This window comes from Pseudomonas putida, from assembly GCF_028682175.1.
In the GTDB taxonomy this organism is placed as follows: Bacteria; Pseudomonadota; Gammaproteobacteria; order Pseudomonadales; family Pseudomonadaceae; genus Aquipseudomonas; species Aquipseudomonas putida_AD.
Window position 1 is genome coordinate 136,841 of record NZ_JANHKS010000005.1, and the last position, 24,626, is coordinate 161,466.

Sequence of the window (24,626 nt, forward strand, 5' to 3'; positions counted from 1 at the left end):
GTTGTGGGTGTTGCGGATCAGACCGCCAATTGCGCGCGGGCCGAAAGATTGCGGTACAGCACCAGGGTTGCGCACAGCGCACAGATGGCAGCGAAGGTCATCCAGTAGGCAGGCGCGGCCTTGTCGCCGGTTAGGTGGATCAGCCAGGTCGAGACTGCCGGGGTGAAACCGCCGAACACTGCAGTTGCCAGGCTATAGGCCAGGGAAAAACCGGCGACACGCACCTCGACCGGCATGATCTCGGTCAGTGCCGGAATCATCGCGCCGTTGTACAGGCCATAGAGGCACGAGAACCACAGCAGCACTTCGAGCATATGGCTGAAGCTCGGCGCCTGGGCCAGGAACGACAGGGCCGGATAAGCGGTGAAAATCGTCAACACGGTCATCGCCACCAGCAGCGGCTTGCGGCCGAAGCGGTCACTCAAAGCGCCGCCAATCGGCAGCCAGATGAAGTTGGACACCCCCACCAGCAGCGTCACCAGCAAGGCATCGGCGGTGCTCAGGTTGAGCACGGTCTTGCCGAAGGTCGGTGCGTACACCGTAATCAGATAGAACGCGGTGGTGGTCATCGCCACCATGAGCATCCCGGCGAGTACCACCCCCCAGTTCTGCAGCAAGGTGGCAAAGACCTGCTTCATGGTCGGACGATGGGCGCGGGCGGCAAATTCTTCAGTCTCCTGTAGGTTGCGGCGCAGCACGAAGATAAAGGGCACGATCAGGCACCCGACAGCGAACGGAATACGCCATCCCCAATCGGCTACGGCGGCAGGCGCCATCCACTGGTTGAGCGCGTAGCCCAGGGCCGCAGCGACCACGATTGCCACTTGCTGGCTGCCCGATTGCCAACTGGTGTAGAAGCCCTTGCGACCGGGCGTCGCCATTTCCGCCAGATACACCGACACACCGCCCAGCTCGGCGCCCGCCGAGAAGCCTTGCAGCAGGCGGCCCAGCAATACCAGCGCCGGTGCCCAGAGGCCGATGCTGGCGTAACCAGGCACCAGCACGATCAGCAAGGTGCCGCTGGCCATGATCGACAAGGTGACGATCAAGCCCTTGCGCCGCCCCACGTCGTCGATGTACGCCCCCAGGATCACCGCGCCCAGCGGACGCATCAGAAAGCCTGCGCCGAACACGGCGAAGGTCATCATCAGCGAGGCAAATTCGCTCGATGCAGGAAAGAAGACGGCTGCGATCTGGGTGGCGTAGAAGCCAAAGAGGAAGAAATCGAATTGTTCGAGAAAGTTGCCCGACGTGACGCGAAAAACGGCACCGGCTTTGGATGAGGCGGACGAAGGCCGCGAATGGGGTGAACCATGCATGAGTGTTCTCCAGCGATCTTGTTGACGTGCCTTGCGGCGCTTTTTATGGGCTGGAGTTTGCTGGACACAATTTGAAACGATAAGTGCTATGTTTTCATCGATTGATGCATGACGCTTATCAATGCACGTAGGAGCGCGCTTGCCCGTGATTGCGATCTGCCTGTGATGAATCTGGTTGCTGACCCACCGCGGTCGCGGGCAAGCGCGCTTCTACAAACAGTGGTGATGCGGGCGAGACATCGACCGGTCATGAATCAGTCACAAAGCAGTATTATTCTGCCATCACTTTGCGGCAGGAAATTCCAGCAGTGATCCGCCGATCTTTCTCCTCCTTAAGCTTTCTTCAAGTGTTGCTCATGACGCTCTGCGCCGCGACGCTGGTGTTTCTCTGGGCGCTGTATTTCCAGCAGAAAGCCACCTCGCGCCATGAAGCGCTGGCCGCCAAGGCCGCCGAGCACCTGAATCTTGCGACCATCGCCGCAGAAAACCTGCGTCAACTGGTGGACCGTGCCCAGGCCATCGGCCGGGTCACGCGCGGTGACATGGAGGACCTGGGCCAGCGCCATCGCGGGCTGGTGCGCATGCTCGCCGAGGATCCGGTGTTCAAACGCATGAGCCTGTACGAGAACGACGGCAGCCTGGTGTCCGCCAGCCATCTGGATGAGCCCCATCAACTGCCGGCGCAGTGGCTCGATCAGTTGCAGGCCCACGAGCAGCGCTACGGTTTCAAGGCGCTGCTGCCGGGCCTGTCGCCTGGGCAAAACAACACGCTGATGCCTAACTGGCGGCTGCCGTTTCTGCTGCCGCTGGTGGATTCCGCCACCGGCAGTCGCAACAGTGTGCTGGTGGTGCAACTGGACGTGGGTTACATCGCAGCCTTGTTCGAGCACATCGACCTGGGCCAGAGCGGCATGATGCGCCTGCTCGACGGCGAGGGGCATGAACGCCTGCGCATCAACAACAGCGGCGTGGTGGTGTCTGGCACCCCGCTTGCGCCGGAGCTTGCAAGCGATGGTGAAAACAACGGCGCGCTCACCCAGCAGGCTGGCGATGCCCTGTTCCAGAGCATGTACCTGCGCGTGCCGCAGCGTGGCTTCAGTGTGGTGGTGAGCCAGTCCTTGGATGAAATCCTCGCCTCCTCGCGCCTGACCTATCAGCGCCAGCTGTGGCTGAACCTGTGCATGACGCTGCTGATTCTCGGCAGCCTGGTCTGGACCCTGCGCGTGTTGCGCAAGCGTCAGGAAGCCTTCAACGCATTGGAGCAGGCCCAGCAACTCAACCAAGGGCTGATCGGCCGGCTGGAAGAAGAGCACCGCCGCAGCAGTCACGCCGCCGCCACCGATCATCTGAGCGGCCTGCACAATCGTCGGCAGTTTCTGGAAGTCGCTGCGCGCACGCTGTCGTCCCAGCGCGGCAAACGCCGGCTGATGGCGATTCTGTTCATCGACATGGACCGTTTCAAATCGATCAACGATTCCCTCGGCCACAAGGTCGGCGACATGCTCCTGCAAGCGGTCGCGGGCCGGATCAAACGGATGCTGGAGCCGGACGACGAGGCCGCACGCTTTGGCGGCGACGAATTCGTGGTGCTGCTGGCCGGTGAACGTACCGAGGAGCAGATCGATGCCTGGGTTCGCGCGCTGGTGCAGAAACTCTCGGCGATCTACTCGCTCAACGAGCACGAACTGACCACCAGCCCCAGCGTGGGCGTGAGCATCTGCCCGCGGGACGGCCAGGATGTCGAAGACCTGATCCGCAGCGCCGACGCCGCCATGTATTCGGCCAAACGCGCAGGCCGTGGGCAGTATCGTTTCTTCGACCCGTCGCTGAACGTTGCCGACGTCGAGGAATTCATTCTTGAACAGGCCTTCGGCAGCGCGTTGCGCGAGCGTCAGTTCGTCCTGCATTACCAGCCGCAGGTCCGCCTGGACACCATGCTGGTGGACGGTTACGAGGCGCTGGTGCGCTGGGAGCACCCCGAATTCGGCCTGCTGTACCCGGATCGTTTCATCTCCCTGGCCGAGCGCAGCGGCTTCATCATCGCCCTGGGCTGGGAAGTGCTGCGCTTGGCCTGCGAAACCCTGGCCCTGTGGCGCTCCGAAGGGCGGACGCTGCGTCTGGCGGTGAACGTCTCGGCGCTGCAACTGCACCAGGCTGATTTCAGCGACCGGGTGCTGGCCAAGCTGACGCACCATGGCCTGGCCCCCCATGACATGGAACTGGAAATCACCGAGACCACCCTTCTGGATCAGGAAGGCCGGGCCATCGAGCACCTGCGTCGGCTGCGCGAGGCCGGCATGAACATCAGCCTGGACGACTTCGGCAAGGGTTACGCCGGCTTCGCCCACCTGCAATCGCTGCCGCTGACCAAGCTGAAAATCGACCGCACGCTGATCGCGCCGCTGTCCAACAGCCCGGATGACAGCCCCATCGTCTCCTCCACCATCATCCTGGCCAAGCGCCTGGGGCTGGAAGTGGTGGCCGAGGGCGTGGAAACCCGGGAGCAGGTGGTGTGCCTGAAGCTGGCTGGTTGCGATGTTGCGCAGGGGTACCACTTCAGCCGGCCGCTGTCGGCGGCGCAACTGACCGAATATCCGCCCTTCGCCAACGCGGCGGCGTCCCCTACGACCTACACGGATGTGGCCCAGAAAGTATGCGTGCCGTAAAACGTTTATTCCTGCTGCTGGCAGTCTTGATGTTCAACGCGGTGGTGGCGGCAGAAGGCGTTGACGCCGCCTGCACCCAGCACAGCCTGCGCATCGCCGTGATCCCGAAAAAGAGCATGGAAGAACTGCTCAAGGAGCATCGGTCGCTGACCGAACGGCTGACCCGCGCCACCGGCATTCCGGTGGAAATCGTGCCCTCCTCGTCCTATGAAAGCGTGGTCGATGCCATCGTTTCCGGCGGCGTCGATATCGCCTGGCTGGGGCCTGCGTCCTATGTCATCGCCCACCAGCGTGACCCGCGCATCGAACCCTTCGCCAGCCTGACCATCAGCCACGGCTTCTTCACCCCCGCCGGGCATCACTATCAGGCGCTGTTACTGGTGCGCAGCGAAACCGCCAAGGCCATCCCCGACCTGCGCGGCAAGCGCGTGGCCCTGACCGATCCGGCCAGCACTTCCGGCAGCGTGGTGCCCAACGCCGAGTTCTCGGCACTGCTGGGCGAGCCGCTGGGGCAGTTTTTCGGCTCGATCGTCTATGCGGGCTCCCATGACAAATCCCTGGACGCGCTGTTGGCGCGCAAGGTGGACGCCGCCTTCGTGTCCAGCGTCAGGGCCGACGAGTACCTGACCAACGGCCTGATCTCGCGCGACACCTTCAAGGTGCTGTGGCGCTCGGAGCCGATCTACTACGACCCGTTCGTGTTCAGCGGCACCCTGTGCCCGGCGATCAAGGAACAGGTGCGCAACGCCATGCTCAACGATCAGGCGGGCCTGGCGCAGTTCCTCAAGTCACAGGAAGCGTCCGGGATCGTGCCGGTGGATCACGCCGCCTACGCGCCGCTGCTGGGCAAGATGCAGGCAGCGCCTGCGGCTCAGTGAGCGGCGTCACCTTCACCGAGGGTCGCCAGGTACAACTGGCGATACGCACTGACCAGTTGCTCCTGGGAAAACGCCAGGTTGCGCCCGCTCGGGCTGGGCAGGATCCACACCCGTGGATGGCCGAATGTCGCCGCCTGGCGCCCCCAGGCCAGGTCCTTGCGACCGGTTAATCCGGCGTACGCCGCCTTGCCCAGAAACGCCACGAAGCGCGGGGCGTAGCGTTCGATCTTGCGCTCGAATCCAGCAGCCGCCAGTTTGAATTCTTGCTGCGACAGTTGGTCGGCACGTGCGGTCGGGCGATCCACCACGGCGGTCAAGCCACAGCGGTATTGCAGGATCCGGTGATCGTCCTCCGGGCGCAGCTCATCGGGGGTGAATCCGGCAAGGTGCAGGGTGCGCCAGAAGCGGTTGCCCCGGCCTGCAAAATGGTGCCCTTGCGCCGCCGCTGTCATGCCGGGATTGATACCGCAGAACAGCACATCGAGCTGCCCGGCGATGATGTCTTGCAGACCTTCAGCCACAGATGACATTGACCGCACTGCGCGCAAGTTCGGTCAGCTCCTCACGGGGCTTGCCAGCCCGGGCGCGGATGGAAATGCTGTGCAGCATGGCCGAAGCCAGCACCGCCAGCGCCGCAGGATCGGCGTCTGCGTTCAGTTCACCAGCCTGGACCGCCGTGCGCAGGCGTGCTTCCAGATCCCGATCGAGCCTGCTCAACCGATCCGCCAGCAACTCGCGAATCTCGGCGTGCTCCACCGCCTCGGCCGTCGCGGTGCCGATGGCGAAGCAACCCCGCGGCTGGCCTTCGCCGGAATAGTAGATCGACAATTGTCCCTCGTAGAAACGCATCAGCGCCTGTTGCAAGGTGAGGTCAGGGCTGGTCAGGGCCAGGTGCATGTCGGCGGCTGCCTGATCCCAGTATTGCTCCAGTGCCTTGAGGTACAGCGCGTGCTTGTCGCCGAACGCCGCATACAGGCTCGGGCGATTCATCCCCGCCGCTGCGGCGATGCTGTCCAGTGACGAGCCCGAGAACCCGGTGCTCCAGAACACCCCGAGGGCCTGGTTCAGCGCGGTTTCAGGGTCGTAGGCGCGAGGTCGGCCGCGGCCTTTGGCACCCTCGATCTTTTTTTGTGCCATGTCGTATAAAAACCCTTGCAGCGGAATGGAAGTGGTCATATTCTTACACCATCGCACAAAAATCAGAAACCAGAAATTTCTGATTCTGCAAAAGAAGCCGCCGGGCTCGATCCGAGTGTCACGGCAGCGAAACAGGTGAGCTGGAGCCACCCTCCACACCCAGGTCTGTTTTCAGTGAGAGAGGCTTGACTGGCCGCAGAACCTGGCCAGTCAGACCCGGCTCAAGTCCTCACAACCCTCAATGACATCAGGGCCTCCAGCCTCGGCTGGAACGTACCCGGCTACCCGGCTAACAGGTGAATTGGATCATGACCAGACAGTTCGACACGACAGCAACCCCCGCCACCGCGCAACCGGGCGCTGCCTCGCCGGCGATGACCCCGGCTGCCCCGGCGCAGAAACCGTTGAAGGCAAAACTGCGCCCCTGGCTGATGATCGGCGTGCCGCTGATGGCGGCGGTCGTCGGCATTGCCCACTACAGTGCCACGGCGACCATCGTTTCCACCGACAACGCCTACGCCCGGATCGCCAAGACCGCGATCAACGCCCGGGTGTCCGGCCAGGTGGTGGAGATCTCGGTTGAAGACAATCAGTGGGTGCGCAAGGGCCAGATGCTGTACCGCATCAATCCCGAGCCGTTCCAGATCGCGGTGAACCGCGCCGACGCCCAGTTGAGCGTGGCGCGCCTGCGCATCGACAGCCTCAAGGCCAGCTATCGCCAGCAGCAGGCCGAATTGCAGTCGGCGCGGGAACAGGCGGATTTCGACCAGAAAGAGTTCAGCCGCAAGAAAGCCCTGGTCGCTACCGATTTCGTGTCCCGAGCCGTCTTCGAGCGCGCCGAAACCGACCTCAAGGTGTCCCGCCAGCGCATCGTCTCCATCGAGCAACAGATCGCCAACACCGTCGTGGCCCTGAACGGCGACGCCAACGTCGAGGTCGACAGCCACCCCAGTGTTCGCGAAGCCCGCGCCCAACTCGATGAAGCGAAGCTGTGGCTGTCCTACGCCACCGTCTATGCGCCGGAAGACGGCATCGTGGCCAAGGTCGACGACCTGCAGGTCGGCAACTTCGTCAACAACGGTGCGCCGACCTTCGCCCTGCTATCGGACAGGCACATCTGGGTGGAAGCCAACTTCCGCGAAACCGAAGTCACCCACATGCGCGTCGGCCAGTCCGCCGACATCAGCATCGATACCTACCCAGGGCAGGTGTTCAAGGCCCACGTGGTCAGCATGAGCCCTGGCGCCGGCTCGGACTTCTCCCTGCTGCCTCCGGAAAACGCCACCGGCAACTGGGTCAAGGTGGTGCAGCGTGTACCGGTGCGGCTGGAGCTGGATGCGATTGACGCCGAACACCCGCTGTACTCGGGCATCAGCGCCACGGTCAGGGTCGATACCGGGGTCAGCACCGCCTGGTGGACGCCGTTCAAGACCTTCATGAGTGCCAGTCGATGAACGCCGCCACTGCGGCCTGGCCGGCGCTGTCCGGGGCGCGCCCGTTGCGCTACGCGGCGCTGCTCGCCACTTACATCCAGTCGATGAACGTCTCGCTGCCCAACGCCGCGCTGCGATTCATCCAGGCTGGCACCTCGATGACCGACGATCAGGCAGGCTGGATCTTCACCTCCTACCTGGCCGCCACGGCCATCAGCATGCCGGTTGCCGGCTGGCTGGCGGCCCGCTTTGGCTTGAAGCAGGTTTATCAGGCCTCACTGCTGCTGTTCGTCCTCGGCCTGTGGCTGGCGACCTGCGCCATCACCCCCGAGCAGTACATGGGCGCGCGGATCGTGCAGGGCATCGCCGCCGGGATCATCGCCCCGCTGTCGATGGGCATTGCCCTGGAAACCTTGCCTGCGGCGGTCCGGCCCAAGTTCGGCGTGACCTACGGCGCCATGGTCTTGCTGGGCATCGTGACCGGCCCTGCCATTGGCGGGCTGGTGGTCGAGTATCACGGCTGGCATGCGCTGTCGTACCTGAGCATGCCGCTGGCCGCGCTGATCGCCCTGGTGGTTGCCTGCTGCCTTGAGAAAAAACCGGCAGGCGCGACGCCCGCGTTCGACTTCTTTGGCTACGCGACCTTCACCACCGCAGTGATCGCCCTGCAAATCCTGCTCGACCGGGGTGAGCGCATGGAGTGGTTCGAATCGAGGGAAATCTGCATCGAAGCGCTGGTGTCGGCACTGGCCTTCTACCTGTTCCTGACCCACATCTTTACGGCCAAGACGCACTTTCTCGGCAAGCATCTGTTTCGCGATCGCAACTTCGTGCTCTCGACCATCATGTTCTTCGCCTTCGGTTTCGTGTTGTTGCCGACCCTGGCGCTGACCTCACCGATGCTCGACGAGATTCTCGGCTACCCGCCGATCCTGACCGGCTACATGACCATTCCTCGCGGGGTGGGCCTGGTCGGCGCGTTTCTGTTGGCCAGCCGTATTCCGGCGTCCATTGATAACCGCCTGGTGATCGTGGTCGGCATGCTGGTCGTGATCTACGCCAATAGCTCGATGCTCGGCTATTCGCCGCTCATGGACTGGACGCCCGTGGCCCTGGCCGGGTTCATCCAGGGCGTGGGCATGGGCATCCTGATGCCGGCCATCAGCAAGATGGCATTCAGCACCCTTGACCCGAAATTTCGCCCGGAAGGCACAGGGTTTTTCAACCTGTCGCGGGTGTACGGCAGCACGCTGGGCATCGCCATCGTGCAGACGTATTTCTACAACAACACCCAAGCGATGCATGTGGCGCTGGCCAGTCATCTGCGGCCTTCCAACGCCACCCTGCATTCGCTGACGGCGTCGACGCCGCTGCAAGGCATCGCGCACCTGAATGAAATGCTCACCGGCCAGGCGGCCTTCATCGCCGTGGTTGACCAGTTCAAGATCCTGATGCTGGCCATGGTGGTGGTACTTCCGCTGGTTGTCTTTCTTCGCAAACCCGGTTCGACCAACTGATTCGCCTGGAGTGTGCCCCATGAACTTCACTACCTTTTTCGCCAACAGACCACCCTTCCACACCCGCTTCGGCGCCCTGTCGCTGTTCATGCTTCTCTCGGCCTGCACCGTCGGCCCCGACTTCGTGCAGCCTGAGCCGAGCACCTCGCAGCACTACGACCAACAGGCCGAAAACAGCCTTGCAAGCAATGCCACCCAGCGCATCGAGCCAGGCAAGGCCGTGACCGGCGACTGGTGGTCGAGCTTCAAGTCGCCAAAACTCGACCAGGTGGTGCGCCGCGCGATAGACGGCAACCTTGAACTGGTGGCGGCCGATGCGACGATTCGCCAGGCTGCCTCGTCGGTGGCCGCCGCAGAAGGCGTGTTGTATCCACAAGTGGATGTTGCCGCCCAGGGTGGCAGGCAGAAGACCCATAACGGGCCGCAGACCTCGGTCGATAATTTCTATGCCATCGGGCCGCGGGTGAGCTTCGATCTGGACGTGTCTGGCGGCAACAAGCGTCAGGTCGAAAAGCAGGCTGCGTTCGCCGAGTTGCAGAAGCATCGCTTCGAGGCCGCCTACCTGACCTTGACCGGCAATGTCGCCAGCCAGGCGATCCTGATCGCGTCCGCCAACGCGCAGATGGCCGCCGTCACCGACCTGCTGGCCAATGACGAAAAGAACCTCAAGCTGGTGCGCATGGCCCAGGCCAGTGGCACCACCACGCAAATCGACGTGTCGCTGGCCGAAACCCGCCTGGCCCAGGACCGTACCCTGCTGCCGCCGCTGGCCCAACAGCGTGATGCGGCGCGCCATGCCATGGCGATTCTGACCGGCAAAGGCCCGGGCGACTGGAGCGCGCCGGAGTTCGCGTTCAGCGGGCTGACCCTGCCGGACAGCGTGCCTGTCAGCCTGCCGTCGGAAACCGCACACAATCGCCCGGACATTCGGCAGGCCGAAGCGCAACTGCACATGGCCAGCGCCGACATCGGTATCGCGACGGCCAACCTGTATCCCCACGTCGAACTGTCGGCGGCGCTGCTGCAGTCGGCCTCAGGCAACGGCGGTGCCGCGCTGTGGGGGTTGGCCGCCGGGCTGACTGCGCCGATCTTCAGCGGCGGCACCCTTGAGGCAGAGCGTCAGGCAGCGGTCGACGGCTACAAGGCCACCCTCGCCGGTTACCAGCAAACGGTCATTACCTCGTTCGGCCAGGTCGCCGACACGCTGCAGGCCATCAACCATGACGCCGAGCAGTTCCAGGCTCAGGACGACGCCCTGCGCTCGGCCCAGACCAGCCTGCGCCTGAATCAACAGGCCTACGCCCAGGGCGAGAGCAGCGTCTTGCAAGTGCTGGAAGCCGAACGCGCCTATGAACAGGCGTTGCTGGGGCAGATCCGCGTGAAAACGGCCCAGTACCTGGACACCGTACGCCTGTTCGTGGCACTGGGCGGCAACTCGGTCGGTGTGTTCGACAAGCGCAACGCCAGCCGTTGAGTCAATCCCAACAACGCCACGCCGGCAGGCGCACCATCAATCCCGTAGCAGCACGGCTTGCCGGCGGGGGCGGCCTTGAGATCGCCCCCGCCAGCAAGCCGTGCTGCTACGGGTTCGGGGCAGGCTAAGATTTACCGGCATCCCAGACTTCCACGTATCGCCCCTCACCTTCCAAGGCCAGAACGATGGACACTTTCCAGACCATGCGTTGCTTCATCGCCGTCGCCCAGAGCGGCAGCTTCACAGCGGCAGCGGCGCTGCTCGACACCACCACGACCAACGTTTCCAAAGCCGTCTCAAGCCTTGAAGCGCGTCTGCAAACCCGCTTGATCAACCGCACCACCCGCCGCCTGGCCCTCACTGAAGCAGGCATCCGATACCTGCAACGCTGCGAGCAGATCATCGATCAGTTGCGCGAAGCCGATGAAGAAGCCGGCACCGCCCACGTCAAACCCTCGGGGCGGCTGAAGATCCACAGCATGTCAGCCATCGGCAACCATTACGTGATCAACGCGATTGCCGCCTACCGGGAAATCCACCCGACGGTGATGTTCGACCTGACGCTGACCAACCGCGTCCCCGACTTGCTCGAAGAAGGCTACGACATGTCCATCGTACTGGCCCGGGACCTGCCCGACTCAGGCTTCGTGGCCCAACGCCTGGGCATCACCTACAGCATCCTGTGTGCCTCGCCGGCTTACCTGAGCAAGCGCGGCGTGCCGGGTACGCCCGATGAACTGGCCACCCATGACTGCCTGCGCATCGTCAACACGGTGATGCCGGCTGAATGCTGGTCATTCGATGGGCCGCAGGGCGTGCAGAACGTCAACGTGCCGGTGTCGCCACTGCACCTGAATACCGCAGACGGCATGACCATCGCGATAAAGAACGGAATGGGAATAGGCGTACAACCGATTGCATCGGCCGTGGAGGGATTGAAGGCGGGGACTTTGCTCAGGGTATTGCCGGATTACCATCTGGAAGAGTTGAATCTTTATGCGATCTACCCGTCGAGAAAGTTCGTCGATGCCAAGATAAAGACCTGGGTCGAGTTTCTGAAAAGTTCTATTCCCGATCGGCTGGCAGCCGATGAAAAAGTGGCGGGGTCTGGCAGAAAGCGTTGAGTGAACTGTTTAGTGAGTCGTGGCCGGTATGGAGTGTCGACCCTCCATCGTGCCCACCTGGATCAACCGTTCGAGCAACCGGTACCCATGACCTGATATTCAACGGTGTGACGCTGCCCCTGGGAGTCCTCGTAGGTCATCCGCACCGGCAGCGGGCCGCCGCAGGCATCGGAGATATCGGTCATCTCGATGACTTTCTTGATGTCCAGCCTGGTCTGGTACGTGTAGGTTTCAGCCGCAGGTTTTTCGGCAGTTTCAGCGGTGTGCGCGGCGTCGGCAAATGCCGGTGCGAACATGCCGCCCATGACCAGGAACAGTGCAATTTTCGAGAAGCTCATTTCATTCACCTTATCGCTGGAAAGTTGAGACTTAAGTGTCGGTGCTTGCGGAGCGCCACTTCGAACTTGATGTGTTTGCAGCGCCGTTGAGAGCGATACTAGGCACTTGTGCTTGCCTCAAATAGCCAGCAACCCGACAAAGACTGTTGACGAATTCGCCATAAATCCCATGCAGGATCGCGTGCTCGACTCAGGGGAATCTGGCGCATAATCCCTTGGCCATTTTTTCCGCACGGAGGATCGCCGACGATGACGCTCGTTCACAAAGCCGCTCAAGTGGGGTTTTCGACCCAGGCCGGGACTTACACCCAGGGCCGCCCGGACTATCCGCAGGAAATCAGCAACTGGCTGGCCGACACCCTGGGCATCGACGGGCAATCGGTGGTGGCCGATCTGGGAGCGGGCACCGGCAAGTTCAGCCGCCTGCTGGTGCCACTGGCCCAGGAAGTGATCGGCATCGAGCCTGTGGAGGCGATGCGCCTGGAATTTGCCCAGGCGCTGCCCGGCGTCAAGGTTCTGGAAGGCACCGCACAGGACATTCCCCTGGCCGATGGCACGGTGGACGCGGTGCTCTGCGCCCAGGCCTTTCACTGGTTCGCCAACAGCGCAGCACTGGCGCAGATTCATCGAGTACTCAAACCCGGTGGACGGCTGGGGCTGGTGTGGAACGTGCGCGATGAATCGGTGGACTGGGTCGCCGAGATCACGCGCATCATCACCCCGTATGAAGGCGACACCCCGCGCTTTCACACTGGCGAGTGGCGACGTCCGTTCGATGGAAAACTGTTCTCGCAGCCACAAGTGACCTGCCTGCCGTACAGCCATACGGGGCCTGCCGAGACGGTCATCATGAACCGCTTCCTGTCAGTGAGTTTCATCGCCGCCTTGCCGGACGCCGACAAGGCACGGGTGACCGAGCAACTGCACGAGCTGATCCACACCCACCCGGCCCTGCGAGGCCGCGACAGCATCGACTTCCCGTACCAGACCCAGGCGTATGTGTGCCGAAGAGCGGGTTAACCGATACCTGTGGGAGCGGGCTTGCCCGCGAAGGCAGTGGGTCAGAGATCATCAATGTCAGGACCGACGCCTTCGCGGGCTAGCCCGCTCCCACAGGGATATGGGGCTGCCGATAGCAGCCGCTAAGCCCAGGCCTGAGACCTGACCGGCGCGAAGCGCATCGCGTATTCCCGAGGTGTCACGCCCAGCCGCCGGACGAACACCTTGCGCAACACATCGACGCTGCCATATCCACAGCGCCGTGCCACCTCCTCCACCGAGCGTTCCCCCAGCTCGAACGCACGGCGCGCCGCCCCAAGCCGCACGTCCTCGACATACTTGGCTGGCGTGGTATTCAGGTCCCGCTGGAACATGCGGATCAAGGTCCTGACACTGGTGGACATGCGGTCGGCCAGCAGCTCGACGGTGATGTCCGCCTGCAGATGCTCACCAATCCACAAGCACAATGCCAGGAGCGCCGAATCGGTGGCGTGCTGGGATTGCAGGGTGGCGCTGAACTGCGCCTGGCCGCCCGGACGACGCAGGAACAGCACCAGATGCCTGGCGATTTGCAGCGCGATGCGGTCGCCCAGGTCCTCGCTCACCAGTGCCAGCGCCAGATCGACACCCGCCGAGATCCCCGCCGAGGTATAGACGTTGCCATCCTTGATCCAGATCGGATCGGCATCCACCAGCACCTTGGGGAAGCGCTCGGCCAGCGCCTGCGCGACGCCCCAGTGGGTGGTTGCGCGGCGCCCGTCCAGCAACCCTGCCCCGGCCAGCGCGAAGGCCGCCACGCAGATCGAACACACACGGCGGATCTGGCCTGCGCGCTGCCCGATCCAGGCCAGCACCTCGGGGTCCAGCACCCTGTCCGGGTCCCAGCCGGTGGCGACGATCAGGGTATCGATGGGCAGGTCATCCAGCCGCTCCTGGGCGAGGGTCTTGTGGGCCATCAGCGCAATGCCGGTGGCGCTTTGCAACTGGACTTCGGCCGAGGCAGAGATGAGCTCAAGGCGATAGGGCTCAGCACCGTCACTTGACCGGTTGGCGACGGCGAACACCTCTGCCGGGCCGATCACATCCAGTGCGTCCACTGGTGGCAGGCCCAGGATCACCACCCTTCTTTGCGGATGGCTCGCGCGGCGCGTGCGGGTTGGCGTGTTCATGGTCGGCTCCGGGGAGGATGGAAAACGCATCTTGTCACTAATCGACTGAAAATAGTCAATTATGACAACGGCAAATCCTTAGATTGGAGACATCTCCTCTCACCGGAACCTTGCCATGAGCACTCTCATCACCCTCGGCGGCCTCAAGGCCCCGGATTCGGAACTGACCCGCAAGGCTGCGTCACTGGTCCAGCGCGTTCACTCACCTGCGTTGCTCAATCACGTTCATCGCACCTGGTGGTTCGCAGATTTTCTCGGCCAGAAACGCGGCTTCAAATACGACCGCGAAGTGGTCTACCTCGCCGCGCTGATGCACGACCTGGGGCTGACCGAGGCGTTTGCCGCCGACCAGCGCTTCGAAGTCGATGGCGCCGACGCCGCCAGCCGCTTCCTGCTCGACAACGGCTATGCCGACGCCAAGGCGCAACTGGTCTGGGACGCCATCGCCCTGCACTCAAGTGCCGGCATTGCCGACCGCAAGCAGGCGGAAATCGCCCTGATTTTCATGGGCGCACACGTTGATGTCATGGGCCTGTTCATCGACGAAATCACCCCCTCGCTGATCGACGACACCCTGGCGTTGTACCCACGCCTGGGCATGAAGGCAGCGTTCACCCAGGCCGTGGCCGAGGTGGCGCGCAAGAAGCCGCACACGGCCATCGGTACCGGCCTTGGCGACGTCGCTCGCCGGCACATCCACGGCTTCGACTGCCCTAATGTCTGCGACCTGATCGACAACGCCCCCTTCGACAGCTGACCGATTACTCACGGCTCTTCTCGCCCGCTTACTGGAGATTCACTCATGCAGCGCAAATACCTCATCACCGCCGCCACCGGCAAAACCGGTGTCCACACCGTTCGCCACCTGCTCGACGCCGGGCATGCCGTGCGCGCCTTCGTCCATAAGGAAGACGCGCGCAGCGCGGCACTGCGCGAACTGGGTGCGGAAATCTTCGTCGGTGACCTGCTCGAACACGACGATGTCATCCAGGCCATGCAGGGCGTAAACGGCGCCTACCTGTGTTTCCCGGTGAGCCCCGGTTACATCCAGGCCACCGCCTATTTTGCCGACGCTGCACGCCGCGCCGGTGTGGAAGTGGTGATCGAAATGTCGCAAATCTCCGCCCGCGAAGACTCGAAAAGCCATGCCGCCCGCGACCACTGGATCGCCGAGCGGGTGCTGGACTGGTCCGGCGTGCCGACCGTGCACATTCGCCCGACCTTCTTCAGCGAGTGGCTGACCTTCCCGTGGGTGAGCGATCACATCGTCAAGGACAACCGCATCACCCTGCCCTACGGCGCCGGCCGCCACGCGCCGATTGCCGCTGAAGACCAGGCCCGGCTGATTGCCGCCGTGCTGAGCGATCCGCAACCGCACATCGGCAAGACTTACCCGCTGTTCGGGCCGGTGGAAATGGATTACAAGCAGATCGCCGAGGAACTCAGCGCAGTGCTGGGCCGCACCATCACCTATACCCCGTCGACACTTGAGCAGTATCGCGAAAACCTTGAGTCCTATGGCCTGCCGGCGTTCCTGATCCAGCATTTTCTGGAGGTGGCGGTGGATTACCAGAACGGTATCTTTGTCGGGGCCGATGGTGAAGAAAGCCCCATCGAGCGCATCACAGGCAAGGCGCCGCAAACGGTACGAGCATTCGTCGAGGCTAACCGCGAAGTATTCGGGTAACACAGCAAGACACCCGCAGGCCAGCGGCCTGCAGGTGGTGGGGCGGGATCAGAAATCGATGGTGCCGGAGAACTTCACCAGGCGCGGGTCGCCCTGGCTCAGGTAGCCGCCGTTGGCCGAGGCCCAGTAGTTCTTGTCGGTGATGTTTTCCACGTTCACCCGCAGGGTCAGGTCCTTCTGGTCGACCTTGAACTTGTACCGGGCGCCTGCATCGAAGCGGTTCCACGTCGGCAGGCTGAGGTTGTTGGCCTGATCGGCGTACTGGCCGCCGGTGCGCAGCATGCGTGCGCTGAGTGCTGCGCCTTCAAGCCCCGGAATGTCCCAGTCGACACTGGCGTTGAGCTGGAAGGTCGGCACGCCGATGGCATGGTTGCCGTCGTTGGTGCCGCCCGCGGTCTTTTTCAGTTCCGACGTCATGCGGGTGCCGCCCGCCATCAGGCGCAGGCCTTCGACAGGCTCGCCGAACACGCTCAGCTCGATGCCCTTGTTGACCTGCTCGCCGTCCCGCACGTACAGGGCGCGGGTGGCGTCGACGTAACCATCGGTAGGTTTTTCGATGCGGAACACGCCCAGGTTGGCGCCGAAGGTCTGCATGTCCAGCTTGATCCCGGCTTCCAGCTGCTTGGTGCGGCCCGGCGGGAAGGCTTCGCCCAGGTTGGTGATGTTGGTACCGGACGCCACCGGCCCCTGGGCCAGGCCCTCGATGCGGTTGGCGTAGAGCGAGACAGTGTCGGTCGGCTTGTAGACGATGCCGTACACCGGCGTGGTGATGGATTCGTCGTACAGCGAGGTGCGGCTGCCGTCGTTGTTGCCGTATGGCCTGCCTGCGTTGGTGGTGCCCTCGTAGGAATAGTTTTCGACGCGCAACTGCTGGCGGCGCACGCCGTACGTCAACAACAGGCTGTCGTCGAACAGCCCCACAGTGTCGGAAATCGCCAGGCTGCGGTTGCGGGTCTTGCCGGTGACGCCAGGATCACCCATGTCGCCGCCGGTCAACGACACCGCCGTCGGCTTGGGCAAGTTCGGGGTGTTGTAGATGTTGGTGTTCCCCGTGGTCGAGCGATAGAAGGTGTAGGCGTTTTCCTGCTGGGTCCAGATGGTCGAGGCGCCGATCGCGATCTGATGACTGACCGGGCCGGTTTGCAGGCGACCGTTCAGGCCTGCGGCGAAGGTGGTGTTGTCTTCGTTGTGCGGAATCTCGGAGCCACCGACAGTCGCCAGGCCGCTGTTGCCCACCAGCGTCGGCGTGCCGTACACGCCGGTTTCCCGAGTGTGCTTGGCGCCACCGGCCAGGTAGGCCGTCCAGCTATCGGAGAGGTCCCAGTCACCGCGCATCATGCCGAAGGTGTCTTCGGTCTCGGTGTAAGTCCAGTCCTGACCGTAGTTGTGGCCGGCATGGGGCGCGGTCGGGATCTCTGTAGCCGTGCCCAGTTGCACGGTGTTGCGCAGGCCGTTGATGCGCTGCTTCTGGTAGCCGAAGTCGGTGGACACGCGGAAGTTGTCGCCACGGTAATCCAGACCCGCGACGAACAGCTTGGTGCGCTGGTCTTCGTCATGGATGGCCGTCTCGCCTTCGCGCTGGCTGAGGTTGAGCCGCGCGCCGAAGCGATTGTCCTCACCGAAGCGCTGCCCCAGGTCCAGGTGTTCGCCAATGCGGCCATCGGTCGTGATGTCCTGGGTGTACCGCCGAATCGGCGTATCGCCCGCGCGCTTGGGCTGCAGGTTGACGCCGCCGCCCAGACCGCTGCCGGTGGGGCTGACGCCGTTGATGAAAGCGTTCGGTCCCTTGAACACTTCCACGCGCTCCACGGCATCGGTGGAGAGGATCTGGCGCGGCAACACGCCGTACAGGCCGTTGTAGGAAATGTCGTCGCCGCTGAGCGGCAGGCCGCGAATCACGAATACCTGGGACTGGTTGCCGAAGCCGTAGGACTGGCGCACCGATGGGTCGTTGAGCAGTACGTCGCCCACGTCTTCGGCCTGCTGGTCCTCGATCAGCCTGGAGGTGTAGCTGGTCATGGTGAACGGTACGTTCATGTTGTCCTGGTTGCCCAGCACGCCCATCTGCCCGCCACGGGCCACCTGACCGCCGGCGAAGGCTTCGGGCAGCGTGTTGGAGTTGGTCTTGATGGCGTCTGCGTTGACGTCAGTGGCGCCGAGTTCGAGGGTATCGGCGGCGTGAGCGGCAACGCTCAGGGAACAGCAGATTGCGAGCAACGTAGGACGTGACGGGAACATCATGGAGCGAATCACCTGCGCGAACTTAAGGAGGATGATGGCTGCCTCCCTGGCAATGCGACTCATTATCAGGCGCGGACATTACCAGATGTAATTGCAAATTGTTATCACCTGTTTACAATTTTTTCACATTTTCCGACATTCGCGAGGGATGCCTGCAACGCTTGATCCAGAGGCTTCTGACAGCTCACGAAGGCTTGGTGATGACTGACTCATGGCGTTCCATCAACTCAACCACCCAATCAATGAACACCCGCAACTTGAGGCTGATGTGGCGGTTGGGCGGGTACGCCAGGAACATCGGCATCACATCCAGTTGCCAGTCCTCGAAGAGCCGCACCAGTTCGCCGCGCTCAAGGGCCTCTGTCGCCATGTACCTGGGCAGCCAGAGCACGCCCATGCCGGCTATGCCCGCAGTGATGTAGGCATTGCCGTCGTCGACCGTCAGCACCGGGCGGCCCTGCACCTGCAGGGTTTCGTCGTCGCGCTGCATGGCCATCGGGAACAGCTTGCCGGTGCGTGCCCAGCGGTAGCCGACGATGCGGTGATGGGAGTTTTCCAGATCACGGGGATGCGCTGGCGTTCCAGCCCTTTGCAGGTAATCCGGCGAGGCGTAGACACCCAGTTGCAGGTCGCCGATGCGGCGGGCCATCAGCGATTGATCGGTCAGTTCGCCACCGCGCACCACGCAATCGACGTTCTCCCCGATCAGGTCGACCCGGCGATCGCTCACGCCCAGATCGATCTGGATATCGGGGTAGCGGGCGTGAAAATCCGGGAGGCCAGGGATCAGTATGGTTCGCGCAAACGGACTGGGCACGTCCACCCGCAGGCGCCCACGCGGCACGACGGAGGCGCTGGAGAGGCTGGTTTCGGCGTCGTCGACATCTGCCAGCACCCGCACTGCACGCTCGTAATAGGCCGCGCCGTCGGCGGTGACGTTGACCTTGCGCGTGGTGCGGTTGAGCAGCCTGACCCGCAGGCGCGCTTCCAGTTGCTGGATCAACTGGGTGACGCTGGTCTTGCTCATGTGCAGCGTGGTCGCGGCCTTGGTGAAGCTGCCGGTTTCAACCACCCGGACGAAGGCCTGCATCGCGTCGAAACGGTCCATGACGACTCCGAAATTGAAGGGGATTGTTTGCCAATGATTGTTTGGAAAACGCAAACAGTGCTGAACACAGTTGCTCGTTTATCCGCCCGGCGCAAGCCCTTTAGAGTGGCTCCATCGTCTTTATTCGATCCCTTGATGGAGGCTTCACATGACTGTTCGCGACGTTGTTTTCCCGCCTGGCCGCCAGGCGCTTTACGAACGCAATCGCTATTCGCCGGCGATCAGATCCAATGGGCTGTTGTTCGTTTCCGGGCAGGTCGGCAGCCGTGAAGATGGCTCGCCGGAGCCCGAACTCAAGGCTCAGGTACGCCGGGCGTTCAGCAATCTGAATGCGATTTTGCACGAGGCGGGTTGTACCTTTGACGATGTGATTGATGTGACGGTGTTTATGGTCGATCCGCAGGTGCGGTTCGAGGAGATCTGGGGGGTGCTGCAGGAGTTCTGGGGCCAGGCGCCCTACCCGACGGTGACGGCTGTGGGGGTGACCTGGTTGTATGGGTATGATTTCGAGATCAAGGTGATTGCGAAATTGCCGGAAAGAGCCGCAGCCTGACCGCGACATGCGGGAGGTAAGAAGACACAAACCCCGTAGCAGCACGGCTTGCCGGCGGGGGCGTCCTTAAGATCGCCGACGCCGGCAAGCCGGACTGCTACGGGTGGGGGGTGCATCTGTAGGAGCGCGCTTGCCCGCGACCGCGGTGTGTCAGACACAAATAGTGGGCAGACACACCGCAGTCGCGGGCAAGCGCGCTCCTACGGTTTTGTGAACGCCGAAAAACATGGAACCCTGCATGCCTATGGTCTTGCGCGATACACCAGGCTCGGCGCCTGCCCCGGTACGTCGTCCAGGGTGTCGATGCGTTGCATGCCGACTTTCTCCAGCACGCGGATCGAGGCTTGGTGGGCGGGTCGGACCACGGCATAGATCTCGGGCACTTGAAGTTCGATGAAGCCGTATTCAAGCGCCGCCTGGCTCAGTTCGGTTGCAAAGCCCTGCCCCCAGGCCTGCACCGCGAAGCGGTAACCCAGGTTCAGCCGCTCGACCTTCAGGTACTTGCGCGCGTCGATGCCGCCAAAACCGATCAACTCAAGGGGCGACTCGCGGGTGGCGATTGCCCATTGCCCATATCCTTTGCTCTGCCAGTGCGCCAGCCAGCCATCGAGCAGCGACTGCGCCTGTTCGATGCGCGTCAGCGGTCCTGATGGGTTGAAGCGGTTGGTCTGCGGATCGCCGTAGATCGCGAACAGGCTGGCGAGATCGTCCTGAGTCGGCGCTCGCAGGGTCAATCGCTCGGTGGTTCTGGGCATTGCTGTCTCCCTCAGGCGTGCATGCCTCGCACTGTATAGCGGGTGCGGTCGGGTCGTCAGCATTTGCCGTGACGAAAGCAACTCGCATATGATATCGAATCTCATTTACCGTCATCTGTGTACCCGCCTCCATGGCCTCGCCCAATTCCGCACAACTCACCGCCCTCTACGAGCAGCAGCATCGCTGGCTGCGCAGTTGGCTGTTCCGTCAGTTGGACTGCTCGCAGCGCGCTGCCGACCTGATGCAGGACACGTTCATGCGTCTGCTGCTGACAGAGGACGTGCTGGAAGTCCGCGAGCCTCGGCCGTTCCTGGCCAAGGTCGCGCGCAGTGTGCTGTCCAATCACTACCGTCGGGCACGGCTGGAGAAGGCGTATCTGCAAGCCCTGCAAGACGACCCGCAAGCGCTGGTGCCGGACCTGGCCACGCAACTGATCCTGTTCGAAACCCTGGTGCAACTGGACGAAGCCCTCTCGCAGCTGGACGTTCCAGTTCGCCAGGCGTTTCTCTGGTCGCAACTGGACGGCCTGAGCCATGGTGAAATCGCCGAGCGTCTGGGCATCTCGATTGCCACGGTCAAGCGGCACATCGTCAAGGCCGGGGCGCGTTGCCTGATGATTGCCTCGCCTGCATCGGCCTGCTCAGAGCCAGCCTGGTCATGACCCAGGAAACGCTGCCCCTGGAGGTGTGCGAAAAAGCCATGGAGTGGTGGCTGGAGATTCATTCCCTTGACGTCGATCCACGAACATTGGCGGCGTTCCACCGTTGGCGCAATGAAACCCGTCTTCACGACATCGCCTGGCAACGGGCTGAGGCGTTGGCCGGGCAGATGCAGGCGTTCCGTCAGGCCGGCGATTCCGGGCTGGCCAAGCGCGCATTGCTGGCGCCCAGCCACTCAGGCATCAGCCGACGTCGGGCGATCAAGAGTCTGGGGCTGCTACTGGCCGCCGGCGCCACGGCCTGGACGGCGCGAGACACAGCCCTGGCCCAGCGCTTTACTGCGGACTACAGCACCGGTGTCGGCGAACAGCGCAAAGTGGCCTTAAGCAGTGAAATCGAGCTTGCCCTCAACACGCGCACCGCCATCGACGTGCAGCAGCGCAACAACCAGTGGCAGATAGACCTGCTGCGCGGCGAAGTACTGATCGACACCCGTGCCACCGCCGGGCTGCTGATGCGCGCAGCCGGCATTGAGGCGAAAGCGGCATCCGCGCAGTTCAGCACCCGGCTGTTCGACAACGGCAGCACATTGCTGTCGGTCTACAAAGGGTCGCTGCAGGTCAGCACAGGCCTGGGCCGGGACACCACCCTGCTCGATCAGGGCCAGCAGGCACGCTTCTCCCCCCATGCACTGCTTGAGCGCCACCCGCTTGAACAAGCTTCGGCGCCATGGACCGAGGGCATGATCGTCGCCCACGGCCAGCCGCTGGAAGCGTTTCTGCAAGACCTGGCGCGTTATCGCTACGGCCACCTGAGTTGCGACCCGACCCTGGCCCGATTGCGCGTCTGGGGTACCTACCCATTGGCCGACAGCGATCAGGTCATCGACGCGGTGGCCGACACCCTCAAGCTTGAGGTACAGCGATTTACCCGGCTGTGGGTGAAGCTGCGCCGCCCCGAACGCACCGCCTAGAAAATAAAGTGCGCCCGCGATGAGCCGTTTCGAAATCTGGCGAGACTCATAGGCCAGACATCAGCATTCGAAAGGAAACGGCAACCCATGCACTCGCGCCACACTTCATCGCTTCTGGCTCCCTCCTCCCTCTCGGCAATCAGCGGCATCGCTCAGGTCTGTGCGGCGATGGCCACCATTACCCTGCCGGGCTGGGCGCTGGCCGAAGACAGCAGCATCAGCCACTACGACATTCCGGCAGCGCCGCTGGCCAGCGCGCTCAATCAGTTCGGCCAGCAGGCGCGGCTGTTGCTGTCGTTCCCGGAGGACGTGGTCGCAGGCCGCATGAGCCACCCGGTCAAGGGTGACTACAGCGCCGAAAGCGCCCTGCAGTTACTGCTGCAAGGCAGCCAGATCGTCGCCGTGCGTTTGCCCGATGGACGCTACAGCTTCCAGCGCGCTGCCGACTCTTCGGCCATGCAACTGCAAGCCACGTCCATCTCCGGCATGGCGCTGGGGCTGACAACCGAAGGCACGGGCTCCTACACCACCGGGGCGACGACCACCGCGACCAAACTGCCGCTGACCCTGCGCGAAACGCCGCAATCGGTGACCGTCGTGACTCGCCAGCAACTCGATGACCACGGCGCCCAGGACATCGGCGACGTATTGCGCAACACCCCCGGTATCTCTCGCCAGGCCTACGACAGCGAGCGAATGGAATATTCGGCGCGGGGGTTTGCCATCACCAACTACCAGTACGACGGCGTCAACACCATCTATGACGGGGTGTACGACGAAGGCACCACCCACGTGGACATGGCGACCATCGACCGCGTGGAGGTCATCAAGGGTGCCACGGGGTTGATGACCGGTTCGGGCGATCCCTCGGCCACGGTCAACCTGGTGCGCAAGAAACCCACCCGCGACTTCAAGGCCTCGGTCAGCGGCAGCGTCGGTTCCTGGGATGCCTACCGCACCGAGGCCGATGTATCCGGATCGCTCAACGACAGCGGCAGCGTGCGCGGCCGAGTCGTCGGTGCCTACCAGGACCGCCACTCCTACCAGGACCACTACTCGCAGAAGAAAGACCTGTTCTACGGCGTACTCGAAGCCGATCTGACGCCCGACACCACTGTCACCTTTGGCATCGATCAACAAAGCGTGACGCCGCGTGGCTCGACCTGGACCGGCAACCCGGTGTACTACGCCGACGGCACACGCACAAATTTCTCCCGCAGCTTCAACCCCGGCGCCGACTGGAGCCGTCGCGACTTCGACTCGCTGGCCTACTTCGCCAACCTTGAACAGACGCTGGCCAACGACTGGAAACTCAAGCTCAGCCTGGACCAGAAAACCACCGACCACGACACCCGCCTGGCCTCGGCCAGCGGCGGCAACCCGGACCCGCTCACCGGCGAGGGGATGTTCCTGTACTGGGGGCGCTGGGAAGGTCACCGGGTGCAGAACACCGCCGACATCAACGTCTCGGGCCCTTTCACCCTGGGCGGTCGCGAGCATGAACTGGTTGCCGGGGTCATGGCCTCGCACTCTCGCCAGACCGGCGCCACCTTCGACACCTCGGCCTTCAGCGAAGTCCCAGGCAGCATCTTCAACTGGGACGGCCACCTGGCCGAACAGGACTTCCCCAAGAACGGCAAGTACGAACGCACCCAGAGCCAGAACGGTGTGTACCTGGCCACGCGCCTGCGCCCGACCGACGATCTGTCGCTGATCCTGGGCGGACGCCTGAGCACCTTCAAATACAACGAGGACTACCGCTACAACCCCGGCAGCGGCATCGATGACACCCACGCCAGTTACAAGGAACACGGGGTGTTCACACCCTACGCCGGGGTGGTGTATGACCTGGACGACACCTACTCGGTGTACGCCAGCTACACCTCGATCTACCAGCCGCAGGTCTACAAGGATGCCAACGGCTCGACCCTGGCGCCGATGGAAGGCAACGCCTATGAAACCGGGATCAAGGCGGCGTACCTGGATGGCCGGGTCAACGCCAGCCTTGCGCTGTTCCGCATCGAACAGGACAACGTCGCCGAATCCATCGGCACCAACCCCGTGACCAACGAAGGCATCTACAAGGCCATCGACGGCGCGACCACCAAGGGCGTGGAACTGGAGCTGGCCGGGGAAATCCTCGAGGGCTGGAATATGTCGGCGGGCTACACCTACGCCCGCACCCGCGACGCCGACGATCAGCGCATCTTCGGCTACCCGCTGACTACCACCAAGCCGGAACACGTGGCACGGGTCTTCACCAGCTATCGCCTGCCCGGCGCGCTGGACAAGGTCACGGTCGGCGGCGGGATCAGCTGGCAGAGCGGCTTCTACGGTCAGATCTACAGCAACGCCGCAGGCGACTACACCCGCATCAGGCAAGGCGGCTACAGCCTGGTCGATCTGATGAGCCGCTACCAGTACAACGAGCACCTGAGCTTTACGGTCAACGCCAACAACGTGCTGGACAAGCGCTACCTCAGCGGCCTGGGGAATTTCGACACCAGCTACTACGGCGAGCCGCGCAACCTGATGCTTACCAGCCGCTGGGATTTCTGATCCGGCAACAATTCACTCTGTAGCAGTCCGGCCGGG

The 24,626-nt window shown here is 63.1% G+C and carries 21 protein-coding genes; 13 read left to right on the plus strand and 8 right to left on the minus strand.

What is annotated here, in order from left to right:
* Nucleotides 1-17: 17 nt before the first annotated feature.
* Nucleotides 18-1,319, minus strand: coding sequence for an MFS transporter (locus NPS29_RS05915; protein WP_274131323.1), 1,302 nt, complete (start codon nucleotides 1,317-1,319; stop codon nucleotides 18-20).
* A 308-nt stretch (nucleotides 1,320-1,627) separates the two neighbouring features.
* On the opposite strand from NPS29_RS05915, the gene NPS29_RS05920 reads away from it, so the two are divergent.
* On the plus strand, nucleotides 1,628-3,985 hold the full coding sequence (locus NPS29_RS05920; protein ID WP_274131324.1) for a bifunctional diguanylate cyclase/phosphodiesterase: 2,358 nt from the start codon (nucleotides 1,628-1,630) through the stop codon (nucleotides 3,983-3,985).
* The gene (locus NPS29_RS05925) at nucleotides 3,973-4,863 is read left to right on the plus strand and encodes a phosphate/phosphite/phosphonate ABC transporter substrate-binding protein (protein ID WP_274131325.1); all 891 of its coding nucleotides are present in this window, start codon (nucleotides 3,973-3,975) and stop codon (nucleotides 4,861-4,863) included. Before NPS29_RS05920 ends, NPS29_RS05925 begins: the two co-directional genes overlap by 13 nt.
* On the opposite strand, the gene mug is transcribed toward NPS29_RS05925, so the two are convergent.
* Together mug and NPS29_RS05935 are read right to left on the minus strand one after the other, a co-directional pair.
* Nucleotides 4,857-5,384, minus strand: coding sequence for a G/U mismatch-specific DNA glycosylase (mug, locus tag NPS29_RS05930; protein ID WP_274131426.1), 528 nt, complete (start codon nucleotides 5,382-5,384; stop codon nucleotides 4,857-4,859). The genes NPS29_RS05925 and mug overlap by 7 nt on opposite strands.
* The gene (locus NPS29_RS05935) at nucleotides 5,377-6,000 is read right to left on the minus strand and encodes a TetR/AcrR family transcriptional regulator (RefSeq protein ID WP_274131428.1); all 624 of its coding nucleotides are present in this window, start codon (nucleotides 5,998-6,000) and stop codon (nucleotides 5,377-5,379) included. The genes mug and NPS29_RS05935 overlap by 8 nt, the downstream gene beginning before the upstream one ends.
* A 308-nt stretch (nucleotides 6,001-6,308) precedes the next feature.
* On the opposite strand from NPS29_RS05935, the gene NPS29_RS05940 reads away from it, so the two are divergent.
* From NPS29_RS05940 to NPS29_RS05955, 4 genes are all read left to right on the plus strand, one after another.
* The gene (locus tag NPS29_RS05940; protein WP_274131326.1) at nucleotides 6,309-7,454 is read left to right on the plus strand and encodes an HlyD family secretion protein; all 1,146 of its coding nucleotides are present in this window, start codon (nucleotides 6,309-6,311) and stop codon (nucleotides 7,452-7,454) included.
* The gene (locus tag NPS29_RS05945; protein WP_274131327.1) at nucleotides 7,451-8,950 is read left to right on the plus strand and encodes a DHA2 family efflux MFS transporter permease subunit; all 1,500 of its coding nucleotides are present in this window, start codon (nucleotides 7,451-7,453) and stop codon (nucleotides 8,948-8,950) included. Before NPS29_RS05940 ends, NPS29_RS05945 begins: the two co-directional genes overlap by 4 nt.
* A 19-nt stretch (nucleotides 8,951-8,969) precedes the next feature.
* Entirely contained in the window at nucleotides 8,970-10,424 is a 1,455-nt protein-coding gene (locus NPS29_RS05950) for an efflux transporter outer membrane subunit (RefSeq protein WP_274131328.1), read from the plus strand.
* 185 nt (nucleotides 10,425-10,609) lie between these two features.
* Nucleotides 10,610-11,548: a LysR family transcriptional regulator gene (locus tag NPS29_RS05955; RefSeq protein WP_274131329.1), complete on the plus strand. Its 939-nt coding sequence runs from the start codon at nucleotides 10,610-10,612 to the stop codon at nucleotides 11,546-11,548.
* A 62-nt stretch (nucleotides 11,549-11,610) separates the two neighbouring features.
* Here NPS29_RS05955 and NPS29_RS05960 read toward each other — a convergent pair whose 3' ends face one another.
* Nucleotides 11,611-11,886, minus strand: coding sequence for a DUF2790 domain-containing protein (locus tag NPS29_RS05960; RefSeq protein ID WP_274131330.1), 276 nt, complete (start codon nucleotides 11,884-11,886; stop codon nucleotides 11,611-11,613).
* 249 nt (nucleotides 11,887-12,135) lie between these two features.
* Here NPS29_RS05960 and NPS29_RS05965 point away from each other — a divergent pair, with 249 nt between their 5' ends.
* Nucleotides 12,136-12,906, plus strand: coding sequence for a class I SAM-dependent methyltransferase (locus tag NPS29_RS05965; RefSeq protein ID WP_274131331.1), 771 nt, complete (start codon nucleotides 12,136-12,138; stop codon nucleotides 12,904-12,906).
* Nucleotides 12,907-13,028: 122 nt separating this feature from the next.
* Here NPS29_RS05965 and NPS29_RS05970 read toward each other — a convergent pair whose 3' ends face one another.
* Nucleotides 13,029-14,054: a GlxA family transcriptional regulator gene (locus NPS29_RS05970; RefSeq protein ID WP_274131332.1), complete on the minus strand. Its 1,026-nt coding sequence runs from the start codon at nucleotides 14,052-14,054 to the stop codon at nucleotides 13,029-13,031.
* Between the two features lie 115 nt (nucleotides 14,055-14,169).
* Between NPS29_RS05970 and NPS29_RS05975 the strand changes: the two genes are divergently transcribed.
* Both NPS29_RS05975 and NPS29_RS05980 read left to right on the plus strand, forming a co-directional pair.
* Complete coding sequence (locus NPS29_RS05975; RefSeq protein ID WP_274131333.1) at nucleotides 14,170-14,811, plus strand: HD domain-containing protein; 642 nt, start codon at nucleotides 14,170-14,172, stop codon at nucleotides 14,809-14,811.
* 45 nt (nucleotides 14,812-14,856) lie between these two features.
* Nucleotides 14,857-15,741 carry an NmrA family NAD(P)-binding protein gene (locus NPS29_RS05980; RefSeq protein ID WP_274131334.1) on the plus strand — a complete coding sequence of 295 codons (885 nt, stop codon included), beginning with the start codon at nucleotides 14,857-14,859 and terminating at the stop codon, nucleotides 15,739-15,741.
* 48 nt (nucleotides 15,742-15,789) lie between these two features.
* Here NPS29_RS05980 and NPS29_RS05985 read toward each other — a convergent pair whose 3' ends face one another.
* Nucleotides 15,790-17,982 (minus strand): TonB-dependent receptor, encoded by a 2,193-nt coding sequence (locus NPS29_RS05985; RefSeq protein WP_274131335.1) that lies wholly within the window; start codon nucleotides 17,980-17,982, stop codon nucleotides 15,790-15,792.
* Nucleotides 17,983-18,166: 184 nt separating this feature from the next.
* Entirely contained in the window at nucleotides 18,167-19,090 is a 924-nt protein-coding gene (locus NPS29_RS05990; protein ID WP_274131336.1) for a LysR family transcriptional regulator, read from the minus strand.
* 148 nt (nucleotides 19,091-19,238) lie between these two features.
* Between NPS29_RS05990 and NPS29_RS05995 the strand changes: the two genes are divergently transcribed.
* Nucleotides 19,239-19,643 carry a RidA family protein gene (locus tag NPS29_RS05995; RefSeq protein ID WP_274131337.1) on the plus strand — a complete coding sequence of 135 codons (405 nt, stop codon included), beginning with the start codon at nucleotides 19,239-19,241 and terminating at the stop codon, nucleotides 19,641-19,643.
* Between the two features lie 242 nt (nucleotides 19,644-19,885).
* Here NPS29_RS05995 and NPS29_RS06000 read toward each other — a convergent pair whose 3' ends face one another.
* On the minus strand, nucleotides 19,886-20,398 hold the full coding sequence (locus tag NPS29_RS06000; RefSeq protein WP_274131338.1) for a GNAT family N-acetyltransferase: 513 nt from the start codon (nucleotides 20,396-20,398) through the stop codon (nucleotides 19,886-19,888).
* A gap of 131 nt (nucleotides 20,399-20,529) precedes the next feature.
* Here NPS29_RS06000 and NPS29_RS06005 point away from each other — a divergent pair, with 131 nt between their 5' ends.
* From NPS29_RS06005 to NPS29_RS06015, 3 genes are all read left to right on the plus strand, one after another.
* On the plus strand, nucleotides 20,530-21,060 hold the full coding sequence (locus NPS29_RS06005) for a sigma-70 family RNA polymerase sigma factor (RefSeq protein ID WP_274131339.1): 531 nt from the start codon (nucleotides 20,530-20,532) through the stop codon (nucleotides 21,058-21,060).
* A complete protein-coding gene (locus NPS29_RS06010; protein ID WP_274131340.1) occupies nucleotides 21,057-22,031 on the plus strand; it encodes a FecR domain-containing protein in 975 nt (324 codons plus the stop codon). Before NPS29_RS06005 ends, NPS29_RS06010 begins: the two co-directional genes overlap by 4 nt.
* 87 nt (nucleotides 22,032-22,118) lie before the next feature.
* Nucleotides 22,119-24,590: a TonB-dependent siderophore receptor gene (locus NPS29_RS06015; protein ID WP_425312450.1), complete on the plus strand. Its 2,472-nt coding sequence runs from the start codon at nucleotides 22,119-22,121 to the stop codon at nucleotides 24,588-24,590.
* Nucleotides 24,591-24,626: the final 36 nt, after the last annotated feature.

What these genes read in the sequence shown, in the direction of transcription:
- NPS29_RS06005 (WP_274131339.1), top strand. Translation starts at nt 20,530, where the DNA reads ATGGCCTCGCCCAATTCCGCACAACTCACCGCCCTCTACGAGCAGCAG.
- NPS29_RS05960 (WP_274131330.1), bottom strand. Translation starts at nt 11,886, where the DNA reads ATGAGCTTCTCGAAAATTGCACTGTTCCTGGTCATGGGCGGCATGTTC.
- NPS29_RS05990 (WP_274131336.1), bottom strand. Translation starts at nt 19,090, where the DNA reads ATGGACCGTTTCGACGCGATGCAGGCCTTCGTCCGGGTGGTTGAAACC.
- NPS29_RS05925 (WP_274131325.1), top strand. Translation starts at nt 3,973, where the DNA reads ATGCGTGCCGTAAAACGTTTATTCCTGCTGCTGGCAGTCTTGATGTTC.
- NPS29_RS05985 (WP_274131335.1), bottom strand. Translation starts at nt 17,982, where the DNA reads ATGATGTTCCCGTCACGTCCTACGTTGCTCGCAATCTGCTGTTCCCTG.
- NPS29_RS05940 (WP_274131326.1), top strand. Translation starts at nt 6,309, where the DNA reads ATGACCAGACAGTTCGACACGACAGCAACCCCCGCCACCGCGCAACCG.
- NPS29_RS05935 (WP_274131428.1), bottom strand. Translation starts at nt 6,000, where the DNA reads ATGGCACAAAAAAAGATCGAGGGTGCCAAAGGCCGCGGCCGACCTCGC.
- NPS29_RS06015 (WP_425312450.1), top strand. Translation starts at nt 22,119, where the DNA reads ATGCACTCGCGCCACACTTCATCGCTTCTGGCTCCCTCCTCCCTCTCG.
- NPS29_RS06010 (WP_274131340.1), top strand. Translation starts at nt 21,057, where the DNA reads ATGACCCAGGAAACGCTGCCCCTGGAGGTGTGCGAAAAAGCCATGGAG.
- NPS29_RS05970 (WP_274131332.1), bottom strand. Translation starts at nt 14,054, where the DNA reads ATGAACACGCCAACCCGCACGCGCCGCGCGAGCCATCCGCAAAGAAGG.
- NPS29_RS05950 (WP_274131328.1), top strand. Translation starts at nt 8,970, where the DNA reads ATGAACTTCACTACCTTTTTCGCCAACAGACCACCCTTCCACACCCGC.
- NPS29_RS06000 (WP_274131338.1), bottom strand. Translation starts at nt 20,398, where the DNA reads ATGCCCAGAACCACCGAGCGATTGACCCTGCGAGCGCCGACTCAGGAC.
- NPS29_RS05995 (WP_274131337.1), top strand. Translation starts at nt 19,239, where the DNA reads ATGACTGTTCGCGACGTTGTTTTCCCGCCTGGCCGCCAGGCGCTTTAC.
- NPS29_RS05980 (WP_274131334.1), top strand. Translation starts at nt 14,857, where the DNA reads ATGCAGCGCAAATACCTCATCACCGCCGCCACCGGCAAAACCGGTGTC.
- NPS29_RS05915 (WP_274131323.1), bottom strand. Translation starts at nt 1,319, where the DNA reads ATGCATGGTTCACCCCATTCGCGGCCTTCGTCCGCCTCATCCAAAGCC.
- NPS29_RS05955 (WP_274131329.1), top strand. Translation starts at nt 10,610, where the DNA reads ATGGACACTTTCCAGACCATGCGTTGCTTCATCGCCGTCGCCCAGAGC.
- NPS29_RS05965 (WP_274131331.1), top strand. Translation starts at nt 12,136, where the DNA reads ATGACGCTCGTTCACAAAGCCGCTCAAGTGGGGTTTTCGACCCAGGCC.
- NPS29_RS05975 (WP_274131333.1), top strand. Translation starts at nt 14,170, where the DNA reads ATGAGCACTCTCATCACCCTCGGCGGCCTCAAGGCCCCGGATTCGGAA.
- NPS29_RS05945 (WP_274131327.1), top strand. Translation starts at nt 7,451, where the DNA reads ATGAACGCCGCCACTGCGGCCTGGCCGGCGCTGTCCGGGGCGCGCCCG.